Genomic DNA, 18,617 nt, shown 5'->3' with positions numbered 1-18,617 from the left:
TCTCCAAGGGAGAGGGGAGCGAGCACTATTTATTATTTTTTTATTCTAAAACGGAATAATCCCCAATACTAATGCTTGTAAATTTCCCATCAAAAGAAGCGTGATTTCCAATCATAGCATTATCTAAAATAGCATTCTTTATGTGTGCATGGGTTTGAACCAAACTGTTTTTGATGGTTGAATCAATCACATGACATCCTTTTCCAAGCGATACATTTGGCCCAACGGTTGCATTAATCAAAATTACATCCTCTCCAATATAACAAGGAGGAATAATGATTGCGTTTTCTAATTTAACATCACCTGCAACTAACTGTTCCCCATCATTATGTAAAAACCCTAACATTCTAGTGTTGGTTTCAACGGTTACATCTTTGTTTCCGCAATCCATCCATTCGTCTACTTTACCGGGTACAAATTTCATGCCTTTTGCCATCATTTGTTTAATCCCGTCATTAATTTGGTATTCACCACCGTGAATGATATTGTTGTCAAGAACAGATTGAAGCTCATTTTTTAAAACGGCAACATCTTTGAAATAGTATATGCCAATGACTGCTAAATCGGATACAAATTCTTTTGGTTTTTCTACCAATTCGATGATTTCACCCTTTGCATTCAAATTTACCACACCAAAAGCTTCCGGTTGATCGACTTGTTTCACCCAAATTACACTATCAGCGGATGTGTCCAAATCAAAATCGGCACGAATTAACGTATCCGCATAAGCAATTACCGCAGGTCCGCTCAATGAATCTTTGGCACACATAATGGCATGACCGGTTCCTAGAGCTTCATTTTGGTAAAAAATAGAGCCTTTTGCACCTAATTTTTGAGCAATAGCGATTAATTCTTCTTCTACTTTTTTACCAAAACTTTCGTGGATGATAAAGGCTACTTCATCAATAGGTTGGTTTAAAACACCGGCAATATCCTCGACTAATCGATGAACAATTGGTTTTCCCGCTACCGGAATTAATGGTTTTGGTACTGTTAAGGTATGAGGTCTTAAACGTGAGCCGCGTCCGGCCATTGGTACTATTATCTTCATATTTTTATATCTATTTTTTACGATGGCTGAAGCCAACGGTAATTTATTATTTATCTTTTTCCGATGGCTGAAGCCAACGGCTATTTAACACCTGTGCTGCCAAAGCCGCCTTCTCCGCGGGATGTTTCAGTTAATTCGTTCACTTCAACCCATTCGGCTCTTTCGTGTTTGGCAATGATTAACTGAGCGATACGTTCGCCGTTTTCGATGATAAAATCTTCAGTTGACAAATTTACCAAAATAACTCCAATTTCTCCACGGTAATCGGCATCAACTGTTCCGGGTGAATTTAACACGGTGATTCCTTTTTTGGCGGCCAATCCACTACGCGGACGAACTTGAGCTTCGCAACCAATAGGAAGCTCTATAAACAAACCGGTTTTAACGATGGTTCGTTCTAATGATTTTAATGTAATTGGTTCGGATAAATTGGCTCGTAAATCCATTCCGGCTGAAGCAATTGTTTCATAGTTTGGTAATGGATGCTGCGATTTATTGATGATTTTGATGTTCATTTTAAGGTGATTTTTTTACTATTCGCAAAAGTACATTTTTCTCATTTCGATAAACAAAATAAATGAAAATGATTAGCAATCCAATCCCAACAAAATAGTTTTGTCTAAAACCGTAAAAATACACAAAAGAAAACAAGATGGAAAGTCCGAGATAACCTCCTATCTTTTTTTTATCATACGGAATTGGGTAATGACGATTTCCAAGATAGTACGAAATTACCATCATACTGCCATACGCCGCAATAGTTGCAATGGCAGAACCCATATAGCTGAACTTCTTTATTAATAAAAAGTTGATTGATAAGGTAACAATAGCACCAACAATTGAAATATAAGCTCCTATTTTGGTTCGGTCGGTCAACTTATACCAAACCGAAAGATTAGTGTAAATTCCTAAAAAGAAATTCGCTAACACAATCAATGGAACGACTTTCATGGCCGACCAATACGTTTCATTCGGTATTAAAAATAATTTTAAAATATCTGAAAACACGATGACAGACAATGAAATTAATGACCCGAAAATCACAAAATATTTGGTGATATCGGCATAGGTTTGTGGAGCATTTTCGTTATTTGCATAGCTAAAGAAAAAGGGTTCAATTCCTAACGTATAGGCTGTTCTGAATAAAACCATGAACAAGCCGATTTTGTAGCAAGCGGAATAAGCTCCAATTTCTGATTTACTCACATTGAGCCAGTCCAATAAAATTTTATCAAAATGCTCATTGATGGCAAATGCTAAACCTGCAATTAATATTGGGAAACCGTAACGAAGCATTTTTTTCCACAGTTGAGTATCAAAATGCCACTGAATATGAAAATAATTAGGCGAAAGAACGATTAAAGTTAGTAAACTAGCGATAATATTCGCCACAAATATATATCCAATTTGAAAATTTTCTACGTATAAACTTCCTAAAAAACTATCCGGATTGGTTGCTGCAATTTTTGGTAAATACAACAAAAAGAAAACATTTAAGCTTAAGTTGGTTGCGACATTTCCAATTTTAATAATGGCATAAACTATCGATCGTTGATAAGCTCTGAGTTTAGAAAACGGAATAATGACCAATGCATCTAATACTAAAATCCAAATCGTGTAGGTAATATATTCTACGTCTATTCCGGTTAGATTTGCTAACGTATTTCGGAATAATAGAGAACCTATTAAGAACACAATGGTTGTCCAAAAGATAGAAATTGTTGATGTGCCAACAACTGCTCTTTTATCATCATTAGTATTATAAAAACGGAAAAAGGAAGTTTCCATTCCGTATGACAAAACAACATTGAAAACAACTAACCAAGAGAAAATAATGGAGACTTCGCCATATTCTCCTGTTTTTAGCACATCTGTGTAAAGTGGAACCAACAAAAAACTCAACATTCTGGGAAGCACGGTAGCCAGCCCATAAATAGCAGTTTGTTTAAATAGTGATTTGTAAAGTCCCAAATTGGCTGTTGAATTTATTTGCAATCAAGCAAAATTAACTATTTATTTGATTTTTCGGTCACGTTAGTGAATTTGTAGTGTTTTATTTTGTTGTTTTGAGTGAATTCTAAAACAGCTTCGGTGTAATTGATTTGAAATCGTTGTTTTTGAGGAATGGGTGCTTGATTTCCGTATTCTTTTTCAGGATTTGCATCGAGAATTAAATCCGGTTTAATGAAAATAGCTCCCGCTTTTTGGTTTGAAAGCATTTTAATTGCTTCATATTGATTTAGAAAATAGAGTTTTTTAACTTTAATTTCACTCGGAATTGGTTGTTGAAATTCGATGATAAAATAGGTTTTATTTCCGTTTATTTCATAATAATAATCAGCAATTGGAATGGGAAATTGGGTTTGGAAGGTCTCTTTTGGAGAACAGCCCACCAAAATCAATAAGACGAAAATTGATAAATTTTTCATTCTCTCACCTCTAAAAACTTAACAAAATGAAAGCCTTTTGGCACAAATCCTAGATTATAGTAAAACTTATGTGCCGGAAAATTATTCGTATACGCATCTAAAGCCACCACCTTACAACCTAAATCAATTGCTTTTTTATTTAAATATTCTGTCAATAATTTGCCAACTCCTTTCGAGCGGTGATTGAGATGAACAATCACATTATCCAATTCTAAATATTTTCCGCACCACAATTTTGTTCCCACCCAAAAACCGGAAAGTCCAACCGGTGTTTCGCTTTCAAAAGCAACTATTTGTTTGTAATTATTAGGCAACATTTCATCTAACAAATCACTATAAATTTGTTCGGTAAATTCGGGATACAATTGTTGAATTAAAGGCAATTGTTGAAGCATTTCTGCTTTGGTTGTTATTTCTTTTAGCTGCATTTTATTTTTTATTTTTTAAGCACGAATTAAAACAAATTATTCTTTTTCAATTCTTTTTTTTAATGCCGCTGATTCGCTGATTTTAAAAAAAAATAATCTGTGAATCAATTATTGCTATTTAATCCTTCGTCAATAAATTTTCATTAAACAAATTCAAAATTCGAGTGTATTCATCTACCCACGAATACGTTTCTTTAAATCCATGTGATTCCACCGGATAAATAGCCAAATCCCAGTCTTTTTTCCCTAATTCAATAAATCGTTGCGACAGACGAACCACGTCTTGAAATTGTACATTACTGTCTACCATTCCATGCATCATCAACAATTTATCTTGTAATTTATCTGCAGAATAAATGGGTGAACTTTTTTGATACGCTTTTGGGTCTGTCTCCGGAAAGTTCAAAATGTTCCCGGTGTAACCGTGGTTGTAATGAGCCCAATCCGTTACGGATCGCAAAGCTGCTCCAGCCTTAAACTCTCCCGGTTTGGTAAGCAATGCCATAAGTGTTATGAAACCTCCGTAGGAACCACCATAAATCCCTATCCGTGTGGCATCAATTCCTTTTTGAGTAACCAAGTATTGTTTTCCATCCAAATGATCTTCTAAATCTAATCCACCCATGTGACGATAAATTCCGGTTCGAATATCGCGACCATATCCATCGCTTCCACGATAATCGATATCTAAAACCGTATATCCTAAATCAGTCAATAAATTATGAAACATATATTCGCGGTGATAGCTACTCCAAAAATTATGAGCATTTTGCAAATAACCTGCTCCGTGAACAAAAATGATGGCGGCTTTGTTTTTGTTTTCCGTTTTTGGTTCATACATTCGGGCATAAACATCCGTTCCGTCTTTGGCTTTGAACGTGATAACTTCAGGCGATTTCCAGGGATAACTATCAAACGTTTTGGTAGTTGAAAAAGTAATTTGCTGCAACGTCGTGTTGAGTTTGTTATCAGCAACATACAATTCCCAAGGTTTATTTTTAGAAGAATAACGAACCAGCAAGGTCTTTTCGTCGGGAGAAATTTCTACTTCGTGAGCTCCTTCTTTAGTTAAAATCGGAGTCATTTTTTGCGTAGCAATATCTAACTTATGGAATTCTCTGTTGCCGGGATGTGATGTGTTTGTAGTAAGATAAAATGACTTCCCGTCATTAGAAAGTTTTACTTGACGCACTTCCCAATTACCTTTGGTAAGTTGCTTTTTTTGTTTGGTTTTGAGATTCATCACATACAAATGCGAATAACCGCTCACTTCCGATTGAAAATAAATGGTTTGATTATCCTTTAAAAAACCTAAAATCCCTTGACTGAAAGCATAACCCGGAATTCCCGGACCGTCTATCCACGCTTCATCGTGTTGATGGTCGAGTTCGGTGATGGTAGCCGAATTCAAATCCAATTGCACAATCCATCGGTCTTTGTTGTCTTGGCTTCGGATTTCTAAAACGGCTAAACTGCCATCTTGGTTGAAAATTGGAGCTTGCATGACAATGGCTTTCTCGGTTTTTTCTTTATCCTTTAAATTATCATATTCTTTGTAATATTCCGGAAATTCAGAAATTCCGCTCAATTTAGAAAATGACACAAAAGAAACGGAATCTTTTTCGACAGAATAAACACCAAATTTGTGTTTGGAAAAATTTTCTGTTGAAACTTTAGAACGAGCATTCGTGTTTTTGGTATAACCATCGGCAGTAATAAATTGTTCGACTTTGGTTGGGTTGGATGTGGGATAATCCGATTGTCTGAATGTGACAAATTTTCCATTTGGTGAAGGTGTCAGTTGTTCCATCGACACTTTATCATAAAAAAATTCTTTTGGAAAAGCTTTTTCTTCTGATTCTGATTTGGACTTATTCCATTCTTTTAGAGCTTCTTGATCGTTTACAAATTGAAATAATTCTTTTTGTTGATTGCTTAAAAAGTTCTCTTTTTCTTTCTTTTCCGATTCTTTTCCTTGTTTGAAATTGGTGAGTTGAATCATCGAAAAATCAGTCAAATTCAATTGAAAAATGTTATTGTTCTGTTGGAAGAAAATGAGTTTCGGATTATCACTTCGTTGTACATTTGAAATTCTGCCCGATGAAACAATTACTTTTTTATGCGTTTTTGCTTTTTTATCATACGAAAACAAATTGCCATTTTGAATATAATAAACTTCATTAAATTGTCTTTGGTTTTCAAAATTTTCTTCCGTAAAGGAGATGTCTTTTTGAAGCAATTCAGGCAATTTCATTCCTTTTTTCCAGAAGAAAGTACTGTTTCCTTTTTCGTTTTTCGGATTCCAATCAAAATAAACCGTAGAACCATCAATTGACCAACGGTGATTTTCGGGTTGATGACCGATAAATTCATCCCCTTTCATGATGTCGGGCAACAATAATGTTTGAGAGAAAATGGTTTGGAATAGTAAAAAAGCAAAAACGGAAGCGTAAAATTTCATCTTTAAAAAAATTAGATTCTCAAAGATATAAAATAAAAAAGTCACGCTATTCACGTGACTTTCTTAAATGTATGTTATTTTTATTTTGATTATCCTTTCAAGGCTTCTGCTCCACCAACAATCTCTAAAATTTCATTAGTAATTGCGGCTTGACGAGCTTTGTTGTAGGTTAATTTCAATTGATTTCTCAATTCGGTTGCGTTATCCGTTGCTTTGTGCATGGCGGTCATACGAGCTCCGTGTTCGGAAGCAAATGAATCGCGGATGGCTTTGTATAATTGTGTTTTTAATGATTTTGGAATCAATGTTAACACAATTTCTTCTTTGGATGGTTCAAAAATATAATCGGAGCTTGCAGTAGCAGCACCAACCACAGGAGCTAACGGTAAAAATTGTTCCGTTTGTACGATTTGCGTCGCCGCATTTTTAAACTGGTTGTAAACTATTTCGATTTTATCGTAATCGCCAGAAATGAATTTTTCTGTTAATAATTCAGAAATGGCTGCTACATTTTCAAAAGTCAACGCATCAAAAACTTCACTTTTGTTAGCAATAACAGAACTGGTTTTTCCCAAAACATCATTTCCTTTTTTACCGATAGCAAAAACATCTACTTGTTTTCCAGTATACGAATCAGCTACTACTTTTACTTGTTTGATTACATTGGTGTTAAATGCTCCACACAAACCTCTGTTGGAAGTAATGGCCACAATTAAAACCTTTTTTATCTCACGTTGTGCTGTAAATTCTCCACCAATTTCGCCTTCCATGGAAGCACTTAGACTTTGTAGAATTTCGGTTAATTTTTCGGCATAAGGTCGCATAGCTGTAATGGCGTCTTGAGCCTTTTTCAACTTTGCGGCAGAAACCATTTTCATCGCCGATGTGATTTGCATCGTGGATGAAACGGAACTAATTCTATTACGGATTTCCTTTAAATTTGCCATTTTCTTTTATAGTGATTAGTGAATAGTAATTAGTGAATAGTCTGTTCGCTTAAGGCTAATTACTAATCACTAATTACCAATTACTAGTTTAGTTATATTTCGCTGAAACTTCTTTCGCTGCACGGTCTAAAACATCAGTAATTTCATCTGTGAATTTACCTGCTTTTAGAGCGTTTAATGTATCTCTGTGTTTGTTATTCAAGTATTCTAAGTAATCTCTTTCGAATTCTTTTACTTTATTTACAGGAACATTTCTCAACAAGTTTTTAGAACCTGCATAGATAATTGCAACTTGATCTTCCACTGTATACGGATCATTTACAGCTTGTTTTAAAATTTCAACGTTTCTTCTTCCTTTTTCAATTACGTTTAACGTAACGGCATCCAAATCTGAACCAAATTTTGCGAACGCTTCCAATTCACGGAATTGAGCTTGATCCAATTTCAACGTACCCGATACTTTTTTCATTGATTTAATCTGAGCATTACCTCCTACACGTGATACCGAAATACCGACGTTAATAGCCGGACGAACCCCTGAGTTAAACAAATCACCATCCAAGAAAATCTGACCGTCTGTAATCGAAATTACGTTCGTTGGAATATACGCCGAAACGTCACCTGCTTGTGTTTCAATGATTGGTAAAGCCGTTAATGAACCTCCACCTCTTACGATAGGACGTAAAGAATCCGGTAAGTCGTTCATGTTTTTAGCAATATCATCATCGGCAATTACTTTTGCCGCTCTTTCTAATAATCTTGAGTGAAGGTAGAAAACGTCTCCAGGATATGCCTCACGTCCCGGTGGTCTTCTTAATAAAAGAGAAACCTCACGGTAAGCTACTGCTTGTTTAGACAAATCGTCATAGATAATTAAAGCCGGACGACCTGAATCACGGAAATATTCTCCGATAGCTGCTCCGGCAAATGGAGCATATACTTGCATTGGTGCAGGATCTGAAGCGTTTGCTGCCACAATAACCGTATAAGCCATTGCTCCTTTGTCTTCTAATGTTTTAGCAATTCCTGCAACCGTTGACGCTTTTTGTCCAATGGCAACATAGATACAAAACACTGGTTGACCTGCATCATAAAATTCTTTTTGATTTAAAATGGTATCGATACAAACGGTCGTTTTACCGGTTTGACGGTCACCAATAACCAACTCACGTTGACCTCTTCCTACCGGAATCATTGCATCAATTGATTTGATACCTGTTTGCAAAGGTTCAGTTACCGGTTGACGGAAAATTACTCCGGGAGCTTTTCTTTCCAATGGCATTTCATAAAGATCTCCACCGATTGGTCCTTTACCATCAATTGGAAAACCTAACGTATCAACCACACGACCTACCATTTGCTCACCTACTTTTAGGGAAGCGATACGTTGTGTTCTTTTTACGGTAGAACCTTCTTTAATACCTGTCGAAGGACCTAACAATACTACCCCCACATTGTCTTCTTCCAAGTTTAATACGATTGCCTCCAATCCGTTGTCGAATTGTACTAACTCTCCGTATTGAGCATTTGATAACCCGTAAACACGAGCAATACCGTCTCCCACTTGAAGTACTGTTCCTACTTCCTCTAACGATGCACCTGATTCGAAATCAGATAATTGTTTTTTTAATATTGCTGAAATTTCAGCAGGTTTAATTTCCGCCATTGTTTTATATCTTTATTGGAATATTAATTACTAAACTCTCTCTTTAATTGTTGCAGTCTGCTGGAAACAGATGCATTGTATTGTTGATCCCCAATTCGCAAAACAAATCCTCCAATGATGGATGAATCTACTGTGTTTATTAGGGTAATCTTTTTATTTGAAAACTCTTTTATTTTTACCAAAACTTTCGATTCTAACTCCGGTGTAATTGGGAAAGCCGTGGTTACATGAGCTTCTTCAATTCCGTTTAGCACATCGTGTTGCACTTTGTATTGCTGAGCTATTTCACCCAAAAGTTCAAAACGTTTGTTTTCCTTAAGCAACAAAAACAACCCTTTTGTATCCGGCTGAACTGAAGCAAAAACTTCGGTTATGGCGTCAAATTTTGCTTGAGGTTTTACGACCGGGCTACTTAAAAACTGTTTCAACTCTTCGTTTGAGCTTACCGTCTGATTGATTAAAATCATATCATGACTGATTGCGTCAACCCTTCCGTTGGCAACAGCATTTTCTATAATCGCTTTGGCATATCTAATCGCAGCTCTTGACATACAGACTAATTTAATTTTGCGTCACCCAACATTCTTTCAACCAATTTTGATTGAGCTTCTGTGTTAGATAATTCGCTTTTTAATACTTTCTCTGCAATTTCTAATGACAAGGTAGAAACTTGATTTTTCAATTCTGCCATGGCTGCATTTTTTTCACTTTCGATAGCGGCTTTTGCTTGAGCAATCATTTTTTCGCCTTGTGCTTGAGCTTCCGATTTTGCATCGTTAATCATTTTTTCTTTGATTTCACGAGCTTCTTTCATCATGGCGTCACGTTCTGCTCTTGCCTCTGCCACTAATTTTTCGTTTGACGATTGAAGGTTAAGCATTTCTTTCTTAGCATTTTCAGCTGAAAGTAACGCATTTCTGATTCCTTCTTCTCTTTCGTTAACGGCATCTAAAATTGGTTTCCAAGCAAATTTTTTCAAAAGAAAAATTAAGCCCACAAAGATGACAAGCATCCAAACAAATAAACCAAGTGAAAACTGTTCTATTAACTTATCCATTTATATCAATAATTTAGAAAATTTTAATTTTTTTAAAAACAACAGTTATAACCAACCGTTACAACTGTTGCTTAATTTTTAATTACGCGAATAAAGCCGCGAAACCAATACCTTCAATAAGAGCTGCTGCAATAAGCATAGCTGTTTGGATTTTTCCTGAAGCTTCTGGTTGACGTGCAATTGCGTCCATTGCTGAACCACCAATTTTACCAATACCTAATCCTGCTCCAATAACAATTAATCCTGCTCCTACAATTTCTGGAATTTGCATAATGTATATATATTTAATTAAACATTCAATTTATTAATGATGAGCCTCATCATGGTGGTGCTCCTCATTGGCCGCTCCAAAATACAGAGCTGATAACATGGTGAAAATATACGCTTGCAATGCTGCAACCAATATTTCTAACAAAGACAAGGCAAAAGCTAAAAAGAAAGACAAACTACTTCCTAACCAGCTTTTAAAAATAAACATCAAACCAATGATACTCATCAATACTACGTGACCTGCAACAATGTTAGCATACAAACGTATCATCAATGAAAACGGTTTAATGATTGTTCCTAATAATTCAATTGGAGCAAGTACAAATTTCATTGGTGTTGGAACTCCCGGCATCCAAAAAATATGTCCCCAATAATTTTTATTCGCTGTAAATGTTGTGATTAAATACGTTAAAATAGCAAGGCCAGCAGTAATGGCAATGTTACCTGTAACGTTTACACCTAGTGGTGTTAATCCAAACATATTTAAAAACCAAACAAAGAAAAAGATGGTTAATAAATAGCTCATGTATTTTTTATAATTCTTGTGTCCGATGTTTGGAATAGCTATATCGTCTCTAATGTACAAAATGATTGGCTCAAAAAAGCGTCCTGCCCCTTTAGCAATTCCACCGTTTTTAGCATATGATTTTGCTAAACTGGAAAACAACCAAAACATTAGTAAACTGACCACTAACATCATGAATACGTTTTTGGTTATCGAAAAGTCTAACGGCTTTGCATTGGTCGGATGATGTTCTGCATCATAATTTATAGTTCCTTCTGCGTCTGTTTTATAAATTTTCCCGTGGTATAATTTATAGAAGTTCCCGTTACTTTCGGCAACTGTTTCGCCATGATGGAATTTAGAAGACATGAAAAACTGTACACCATTGTCAATCAAAATAACCGGTAATGGAAAACCAACGTGATGAGCCACTTTTGAGTCATCCTCCCAAGAAAACAAATGGAAATCATAACTATCCATTAAGTGATGATTGATGTATTCTTTGATTTCAGTCTTTAAATCTTTTGGCTCTTCTGTGTGATGTCCTTCGGTTTCAGTATGAGCAACTTCTTTGTGAACAGCTGTAGAATCCGAATTGTTTGCAGAGGATAGCAACGGTAAAACCGACACTAGCAAGGCAACTATAAAATGAAGTGGTTTTTTTGAAATCACCATATTGATTAAACTTAACTATTAGGGTTTCTAAAATTTGGTGCAAAGGTACATTTTTTCTTTATTCTGCAAGTGTAATAAAATATTTTTTTTGATTAATACGCACCATAACCGATTGATTATTGTTTTTTGTTCAATAATCGTATCGTAATCAAGGTTTCAATTGCCAAAAAAAGAATGAATATGAAAAAAAAATTCGCTTTTTCGATCGTGTTTTCTGTTGTAGAGTTCAAAACTGGTCGCACAATAAAATAGGTGATTGCTAACTTTACACTTGTGATAACCAAAAAAGTCATTCCAACATTGTCGAAATTTTTTCTTGAAACCTGTACTAAAAGGAAAAGAATAATTTTAGAAAAGACAAAATAAATGAGGTATAAAACCGGAATGCTCCAGTAAAAGTTTTGAGCGGCTGCTTTTAAATCAGGTAATTGAAAAAGGAGTACATGAATAATAAAAACCGGAATGGTATATTTTAATAGTCCGAAAAAAAACCAAAGTCTTTTTAAATCCATATTTATTCTTCTTTATTGAGCTGATTGACTTGACGAATAACATTATAAAGAGCTAAAAAAACGCCAATCATGGTGAAAATTTTAGCGTTTGGACTATTTAAATTTTGATAATGTTCATCTAACCATTTTCCGAAATAAGCAAAAAGAAAAATCACGACTCCCATTTGAATAGGAATATTGATTAATTGCAACCATTTATTAAGCGGTTTTTTCTTCGGTTCCGGATTCATTTTGAGCGGGTAACGTTTTTACGTTGGGTTTCATGACACACGAAGCACTGAATTCGGCTCCGGGTTCTACAGCTAGTTTTCCACAAATCACTTCGCCATGAATTATCGCTTTTGATTTTAGGCTTAAAATTTCAGAAACTTGTATTTTACCTTCAAACTTACCTTCTATGTCGGCATTTTTACATACAATATCGCCTTTTACCATTCCACTTGGACCAATTACAATTTTTCCTTTGGAATGAAAATTCCCAATGAGATGACCGTCTAATCTAAAATCTGCAGCTGTGGTAATGTCGCCTTTAATAATTGTGCCTTCCACAATTCTATTGGTTTTTCCCAGTAAGTCGGTATATGATTTTGAGTCTTTTTTAAACATAACTATCCTTTTTTAGGGTTTCCTCCTTCGGATGGTGGCATGATGGCAGACCTGGTTTCCTGAGCATTAATTTGGCTATCCCTGGAATTCGTTTTGCTTTTTGGTGCCGTTTGCGGATCATTGCCCGAAGGTGGTTGCATTGTTCCTTTAGTTTGCGTAGGGGGCAATATCGGATTCTGTGCAGGAATAACAACCTGTGGTCGTTCCTCTTTCTCTTTCGTTCGCTTTGGTTTTGGTGTATAGGCCGGTGGAATTACCCGAAGACTAGGGTCAAGGTATTCATCTAAATTCTTTTTCATCTGAACAATTTTGTAATTTTCAGAGGAAATAACAATAGCTTGTTCGGCGATTTTATAATCTTTAAACTCTTTTAAGATAGAAACTACGCCTTTAGCATATTCTTCATCTCGTAATCCATGAATCACAAAAAAGTTTTTTTCCATGGTATACAAATCAATAGAAGTGGTTAATTGCGATTGATTTCTTTCTTTAATGAACTTGGTAATTTTTTCGACTAGTGTTTTTACTTTTTTATCTTCTAAATTGTCTGCATGATAAAGCACTTTAAAACTGGTTGGTTCTGCTTGATCAAAATACAAACTTTCTAAATACGGAATGTTGTCGTATAATAGTTCTTCGGCATCTTTCCCTTCGTCGGAGTTCGGATAGGTTAACGCCACATAATTTAATCCTTTTTTATATTCTGCCAATCCTTTGATTTTGGCAGTAATTTTCGATTTCAGTAGCTCAAGTTTAGGCATGATCTCATCGCCGGCAAATTTTTCAATAGCAAAATCAGTGTTGGCTGCAACTTCTCTATACTCTCCTTTTTCATACGATTTATAGAGGTTTTTATACACAATTTCAGGGTCATCAATTAAGTTTTCTGCCGAAGTTCCCGCTTTGGATAATATTTGTGCATATCGGGAATCCGGAAACTGCTTGATGATTTTATCTTTCATAGCCAATGCTTTAGCCGGATCAGTAATTTCGTAAATTTTATACAAATTATACATTGCCGGCAAAACCAAACGTTCTTCGGGTTTGCTTCGCAATAAAATTTCTAATCGGTCGGAGGCCAATTGGTATTCTTTGAATTTTTCTTTATAAATCACACCCAATTGGTAGTAGGCAAAATTCCTTTCTTTGGCAATACTGTCTAAGTCAGTTTTGGCAGTGGGTAGTTGAGCGATATAAAAATCGGGTGAATATTTTGGTTCAGCTTCTTTTGATGCTAAAACATCCTCTTCTTTTTGATCATCTTCATCCTCTTCTTTTGATTTGAAAAACTTATTTGAAGACAATCTCCAATTGCCTTCAGATGCTCTTTTTCCCCATGTTTTGGCAAATTCTCTTTTACCAAAATCCACTGTAGTTTGGTTATAAAAATAGAATTTGGAATCTCCGGAAAAACCACCAGCGGGATTAGATGTTAATGATGGATTACCAATACTATTGCGATTACTTATGGAAAGGTCTTTAGAATTTTGAAGATTTGAAGCCGCTATCTCTGCTCTTTCCGCTTCTTCTTTGGCTAATTTTTCTGATTCTTCTTCTTTCTTTTTCAGTTTTGAAATGTAATCTTCAAAAAATGCTATTTTATCTTCTTTTGAAAGGGAAGCAACATTTAGAATGCTATCATTTCGTTGGGCAATTCCCTCGTATTTGATTACATCTTCCAAGTTGTCACGTTTCTTTTTGAAAGCATTAAACTCGCGTGTTCTGGGTTTTAATAAAGCCAAGGTGCTATCATAGTAATGTCCAGCGGTTTGGTATTTGGCTTTATAAAAGTAAATCTCGCCCAAATTACGATAGTTAGAAGCCAATAAATAATTGTCTAAAGACTGGGCTTTTAGCGATTTGTTATAGTTTTTTATAGCATTATCCGGTTGTTTTAAGCGTTCATAAACCAATGCTTTCTGATGGTATAAAACATCAAGATACGGACGATTTTCTCTGTCTTCAAAGAGTTTTGTAAATCGTTCAAAAAGAACAATTGTGTCTCCTTTTACCACATCATATTGTTGAATTTGTTTCGAATGGGCTTGAATTGTGTAACGCTTGGGCGATTTTCTTTTCATATCAATCACCGATTGGTAGTAGGCAAAAGCACTATCTTTTTCTTCAATCGATTCAAATAATTGACCCAGAATGAACTTATATCGGGCTTCTTCTTCGTCTTTTTGGGTAAATTTTGTTGCTAATCGCAGTCTGGAAATTGCACTGTCTTTTTGTTCTAAATTTAAAAAAGCTTGGGCTAAAGTAGCATTCGCATCGGCAAAAATCTGGTCTTTGAATTTAATTTCTTTTAGTAGCTTAGTTAGATTATTTACTGCCAATGCATCATTTTCTAAACGGACATTCGTCTTTTCTCGCCAAATTTTAGCTTCGTAAATTTTATCGCTGGCCGGGCTTTTATATAAAATATAATTGAAAGCTTCTAATGCGGGGATAAATCTTTGGTCATAATACCTGGATTTTCCAAGTAATAAATGTGCTTCATCCATCTGTGGATTTTTTTCACTTCCGCCGATTAACATGGAGCGTTTTTGAATGGCTTTGGTTGCTTTTTCTTCTGCTTTTTCAAAATTTGCATTCTTGGCTTTTTGTCCGGGTAAGATGGCCTCCTCCTCCGTTTGCATGCGTTCGATGGGAAGAATTTCCCAAAAATTGTCCTTGTAGGTATCTCGGACTTCATTCAAACCGGCCTGAAGAGCTAGTTCACCGTTGAACAAAACGTTATATTCTGTGTTTAACGCCTGAAAATTACGGTTCACAAACTTATCCTTTTTGGTGGAACAAGCTATAAAAACAGTAGTGGCAAGAAAGAAAATAAAATATTTTAAAGTAATGGATTTCAAAATAAAAACGTTTAAAGGCATAACTAAAAACTAATGAATTTAGTATATCGCAAGGGTAAAAATACGTTTCTTTTTGAAATAGAGAAAAATATTGCGGTTTTTTTGTTTATAAACCTCATTCCACGAAAAGAAAATCGTGAAATGAGGGTTACTTCTTAGTGAATTAGGCGGCAAAAAACGCCTCTAGTTCTTTTAATGTTTCTGAGGATGGAACCAAATCAAGCACTACTTCACCTTTTTGTAAGGCTACAATTCGGTTGGAAACTTCAACCGTGTGTTGTAAATCGTGACTGGAAACCAAAATGGTTACCGAAGGATCATCGGCCAATTCTTTGATGATTTTTTTTAATCGTATTTGAGTAGTTGGATCTAAGTTTGCAAAAGGTTCGTCTAAAATAATTACTTCCGGTTCACCAATTAACGCTGCAACAATACCTACTTTTTTAGAATTTCCTTTGGAAAGATCACGTAAGTATTTTTTATTTTTCAAGATTTCACCATTGAAAAAGTCTTCATATTTTACCAAAAAGCTATCTACATCGGCTTTGTTCCAACCGCGAAGTTCACCAATAAAATAGAAATATTCTTCCGGTGTTAAATAACCGATCAAAAAACTTTCATCAATAAATGCGGATGTAAACGGTTTCCATTTTTCGCTGGTGTTGATTTGAACCGAATTGCTCGTAATCATTCCTGTTGAAGGCTGAATCAAATCTAACAACAAACTGAAAAAAGTAGTTTTCCCGGCTCCGTTATTTCCCACTAGTCCGAAACTTTGCCCTTTTGGAATTTCTAGTTCATTTATATTTAAAACGGTAGTTCCGTTGTAGGATTTGCTAAGGTTTTTTACTTGTATCATGATAATTTAGTTATGAGTGATTGGAAAATAGTATTACGTTTTTAGTTTTTCTGTTTGTATGCTGCGATGGTCTCGTATTTTTGAGTTTTGTAGATGTTTTCGATCCAGTTAAATACTTTTGATTTAAAGGCAAATCCTAAAATCCCGGCTAAGGCAATAAATCCAAGTCCGATTACTTCATCAAAAAACAAAACGCCTAAATAATATAATCCTAATGGAACCAGAATTTGTGGAATAACTAACAATAACGTTTTAAAATTAAATGCTTTTTTATCGCCAAACGCATTTTTATTGCTCATTAAATCGATTGGGGTTTTCGTGTAAGCTCCTGCCAACAAAACGATGTAGGCATTAATTCCAATATTGTAAAGTGCTGTTACTAAAATTAATAAGTAGGATTGCCATCCAAAATAAAGGTAAAAACTGGCACAAACTGCTGCGATTAATGTCACGATAACCATCAACCACCATTTTGAACTCAAATATTCGCGGTATTGAATGTTTTGACTCATCATTAAGTTGTAATATGAACTATCCCAACTTGGCACAAATTGTCCGAAACTGAACATAAATCCGCCGGTGACAAAAATTCCGCCAAATACTTTCCATACCGGTCCGTCATATACTTCAATGGCTCCTGAACCAAACAAAAGTCCATAGAAAAGAAACAAAACACTCATGACAATTACTGATTTTGCTCTTTTATTTCTAGTAATTAAACGAATATCATTTTTTAGAAACGTTCCTAATGTTCCGAATTGGTCTAGCCATTCGAAGTTTTGCGTTTTGGCGATTTCGTGTTGGGTTGACAATCCGGCATCGAGGTATAAATTACTTTTGAAGAAATTGTGTACTATTTTATACACCAAAATTAATGCAACAATAGGAATAATTACCATCCATGCATAATCATACAATCCTTTGAAAAACAAAACAGTATAATTAGTAGCATCAAATAAATTATAGTAATGTAACGCTCCTAAAATGGCAGAAATAACCACTACAGTATAAAAAACCGCATCTTTTTTATCGATTAAAATGTTTAAAAAATTGATGATTAACACGGTTGCAATCATCCCAACCAACCAAGTAATTACGCCTAAAACATCAAATCCTTCTATTAATAAAACCACCGCAAGCGGGATAAAAAAGAACAAATGCATGGTGTTGAAAAATGACAAGGCGGATTTTCCTAACGTATAATTGACAATCGTATCTTTTTTGATATTGATATACAACAACGGTCGGATGTTCATCACAGGGGTTTTTTGCATAAAAAATCGAAAAACCAAATCGAAAACAAAATAATAAAGCATGAATTTGTTTATTATTTGGAATGGTTCAGAATCTGTGGCTTCTTTAATTATGTAATAAGAACCTGCTCCTAATGCCAAAAACATTACTAAAAAGTAAAGTGCTCCAAAAGCCATTAAAATTTTGATAGCCAAATTAGTTTGAAATGAGGCAGCTCTTACAAAAGACTTCCATTCGAGTGAAAGAAAACGTTTTATCATAAGTGGGTTGGTTTGGTGTTTATTGTTCTACTTTGATCTGAATGTTTGACTACACATTTAACGTTTTGTTACAAGTTAATTTGAAAAAGCATATTCGGGATAAGTTTGTTTGAGATATTCCTCCGCTTTGGATGGAATGATCTTTGTTACAACATAAGTTGCCAAAAAAACAGAAACTAAAAAGAAGCTAATTCCAAAAAGTATATAATCGTTTGGTATTCCTTTTCCATAGTTTGAAAAACCGTTAATAACATGAAGAGGAAAAACAAAAACCCCTGAAAAAGAGCCGTATCCGTAAATAATTTCTTCAAACATCCATTTTTTCCCTGTTTGTGTTTTACGTTTTTTAATTTTTTTCTTTTCATAAACTAGTGCCGCTATCAACAATACAAACCAAAGAATCATTCCGAGAGCCATTATTTCATAGAAGAAAACATACTTAAAAAAATAAAATAAACTCACTGCTAATGAAATCGTAATTATGATTTTTGGAATGGTAAAATATTCTTTGAAATGCTTCCAAATTAGCCAATTATATTTCTTATTCAGAGCCGCTTGTCTTTGTTCTACTACATTCATAAAACCAAAAACACCAAATTTTTTGAATTCTTTCTGCAAGGCTTCTTCAAACGGAATGTTAGGATCTTCTTGCCATTGGTTTTCAATTGCATTGGAAAGATGATCGACCAATTCGGTTTGTAAATCGTAGTGTTCTACAAAGTGTTCGCGGGTGAAACGGTAGAGACTTTGAATTTGCTCGTCTGATAATTTCATGT

General features: G+C 34.9%; 19 protein-coding genes. All 19 read right to left on the bottom strand.

Annotated elements, in window-relative coordinates; genetic code table 11:
• Positions 1-40 precede the first annotated feature (40 nt).
• A complete protein-coding gene (locus ACIQ0M_RS02800) occupies positions 41-1,051 on the bottom strand; it encodes a sugar phosphate nucleotidyltransferase (protein WP_396149496.1) in 1,011 nt (336 codons plus the stop codon).
• A gap of 80 nt (positions 1,052-1,131) precedes the next feature.
• The gene (gene dut, locus ACIQ0M_RS02795) at positions 1,132-1,566 is read right to left on the bottom strand and encodes a dUTP diphosphatase (RefSeq protein WP_396149495.1); all 435 of its coding nucleotides are present in this window, start codon (positions 1,564-1,566) and stop codon (positions 1,132-1,134) included.
• A 1-nt stretch (position 1,567) separates the two neighbouring features.
• Positions 1,568-3,022: a lipopolysaccharide biosynthesis protein gene (locus ACIQ0M_RS02790; protein ID WP_396149549.1), complete on the bottom strand. Its 1,455-nt coding sequence runs from the start codon at positions 3,020-3,022 to the stop codon at positions 1,568-1,570.
• A 38-nt stretch (positions 3,023-3,060) separates the two neighbouring features.
• Positions 3,061-3,480, bottom strand: coding sequence for a hypothetical protein (locus tag ACIQ0M_RS02785; protein ID WP_396149493.1), 420 nt, complete (start codon positions 3,478-3,480; stop codon positions 3,061-3,063).
• On the bottom strand, positions 3,477-3,908 hold the full coding sequence (locus tag ACIQ0M_RS02780; RefSeq protein WP_396149491.1) for a GNAT family N-acetyltransferase: 432 nt from the start codon (positions 3,906-3,908) through the stop codon (positions 3,477-3,479). The genes ACIQ0M_RS02785 and ACIQ0M_RS02780 overlap by 4 nt, the downstream gene beginning before the upstream one ends.
• Before the next feature lie 118 nt (positions 3,909-4,026).
• Positions 4,027-6,369 carry an alpha/beta fold hydrolase gene (locus ACIQ0M_RS02775; protein WP_396149489.1) on the bottom strand — a complete coding sequence of 781 codons (2,343 nt, stop codon included), beginning with the start codon at positions 6,367-6,369 and terminating at the stop codon, positions 4,027-4,029.
• An 89-nt stretch (positions 6,370-6,458) separates the two neighbouring features.
• Positions 6,459-7,316, bottom strand: a complete 858-nt coding sequence (atpG, locus tag ACIQ0M_RS02770; protein ID WP_396149487.1) for an ATP synthase F1 subunit gamma — start codon at positions 7,314-7,316, stop codon at positions 6,459-6,461.
• A gap of 88 nt (positions 7,317-7,404) precedes the next feature.
• Positions 7,405-8,982 carry a F0F1 ATP synthase subunit alpha gene (gene atpA, locus ACIQ0M_RS02765; protein ID WP_396149485.1) on the bottom strand — a complete coding sequence of 526 codons (1,578 nt, stop codon included), beginning with the start codon at positions 8,980-8,982 and terminating at the stop codon, positions 7,405-7,407.
• 23 nt (positions 8,983-9,005) lie between these two features.
• Entirely contained in the window at positions 9,006-9,533 is a 528-nt protein-coding gene (atpH, locus tag ACIQ0M_RS02760) for an ATP synthase F1 subunit delta (protein ID WP_396149483.1), read from the bottom strand.
• Between the two features lie 5 nt (positions 9,534-9,538).
• Positions 9,539-10,039 carry a F0F1 ATP synthase subunit B gene (locus ACIQ0M_RS02755; RefSeq protein WP_396149481.1) on the bottom strand — a complete coding sequence of 167 codons (501 nt, stop codon included), beginning with the start codon at positions 10,037-10,039 and terminating at the stop codon, positions 9,539-9,541.
• A gap of 82 nt (positions 10,040-10,121) precedes the next feature.
• Positions 10,122-10,310: an ATP synthase F0 subunit C gene (gene atpE, locus ACIQ0M_RS02750; protein ID WP_035124574.1), complete on the bottom strand. Its 189-nt coding sequence runs from the start codon at positions 10,308-10,310 to the stop codon at positions 10,122-10,124.
• 33 nt (positions 10,311-10,343) lie between these two features.
• The gene (atpB, locus tag ACIQ0M_RS02745) at positions 10,344-11,489 is read right to left on the bottom strand and encodes a F0F1 ATP synthase subunit A (RefSeq protein WP_396149479.1); all 1,146 of its coding nucleotides are present in this window, start codon (positions 11,487-11,489) and stop codon (positions 10,344-10,346) included.
• Positions 11,490-11,605: 116 nt separating this feature from the next.
• A complete protein-coding gene (locus ACIQ0M_RS02740) occupies positions 11,606-12,001 on the bottom strand; it encodes a hypothetical protein (RefSeq protein ID WP_396149477.1) in 396 nt (131 codons plus the stop codon).
• A gap of 2 nt (positions 12,002-12,003) precedes the next feature.
• Complete coding sequence (locus ACIQ0M_RS02735) at positions 12,004-12,231, bottom strand: AtpZ/AtpI family protein (RefSeq protein ID WP_396149475.1); 228 nt, start codon at positions 12,229-12,231, stop codon at positions 12,004-12,006.
• Positions 12,200-12,607 (bottom strand): polymer-forming cytoskeletal protein, encoded by a 408-nt coding sequence (locus ACIQ0M_RS02730; protein ID WP_396149473.1) that lies wholly within the window; start codon positions 12,605-12,607, stop codon positions 12,200-12,202. The genes ACIQ0M_RS02735 and ACIQ0M_RS02730 overlap by 32 nt, the downstream gene beginning before the upstream one ends.
• A gap of 2 nt (positions 12,608-12,609) precedes the next feature.
• On the bottom strand, positions 12,610-15,468 hold the full coding sequence (locus ACIQ0M_RS02725) for a tetratricopeptide repeat protein (RefSeq protein WP_396149471.1): 2,859 nt from the start codon (positions 15,466-15,468) through the stop codon (positions 12,610-12,612).
• A gap of 163 nt (positions 15,469-15,631) precedes the next feature.
• Complete coding sequence (locus ACIQ0M_RS02720) at positions 15,632-16,327, bottom strand: ABC transporter ATP-binding protein (protein WP_396149469.1); 696 nt, start codon at positions 16,325-16,327, stop codon at positions 15,632-15,634.
• Between the two features lie 41 nt (positions 16,328-16,368).
• On the bottom strand, positions 16,369-17,841 hold the full coding sequence (locus ACIQ0M_RS02715; protein ID WP_396149467.1) for a DUF5687 family protein: 1,473 nt from the start codon (positions 17,839-17,841) through the stop codon (positions 16,369-16,371).
• A gap of 75 nt (positions 17,842-17,916) precedes the next feature.
• Positions 17,917-18,615: a hypothetical protein gene (locus ACIQ0M_RS02710; protein ID WP_396149465.1), complete on the bottom strand. Its 699-nt coding sequence runs from the start codon at positions 18,613-18,615 to the stop codon at positions 17,917-17,919.
• Positions 18,616-18,617: the final 2 nt, after the last annotated feature.

This window comes from Flavobacterium sp. (assembly GCF_044339515.1).
GTDB lineage: Bacteria > Bacteroidota > Bacteroidia > Flavobacteriales > Flavobacteriaceae > Flavobacterium.
This window is presented reverse-complemented; position numbering and strand designations above follow the sequence as displayed.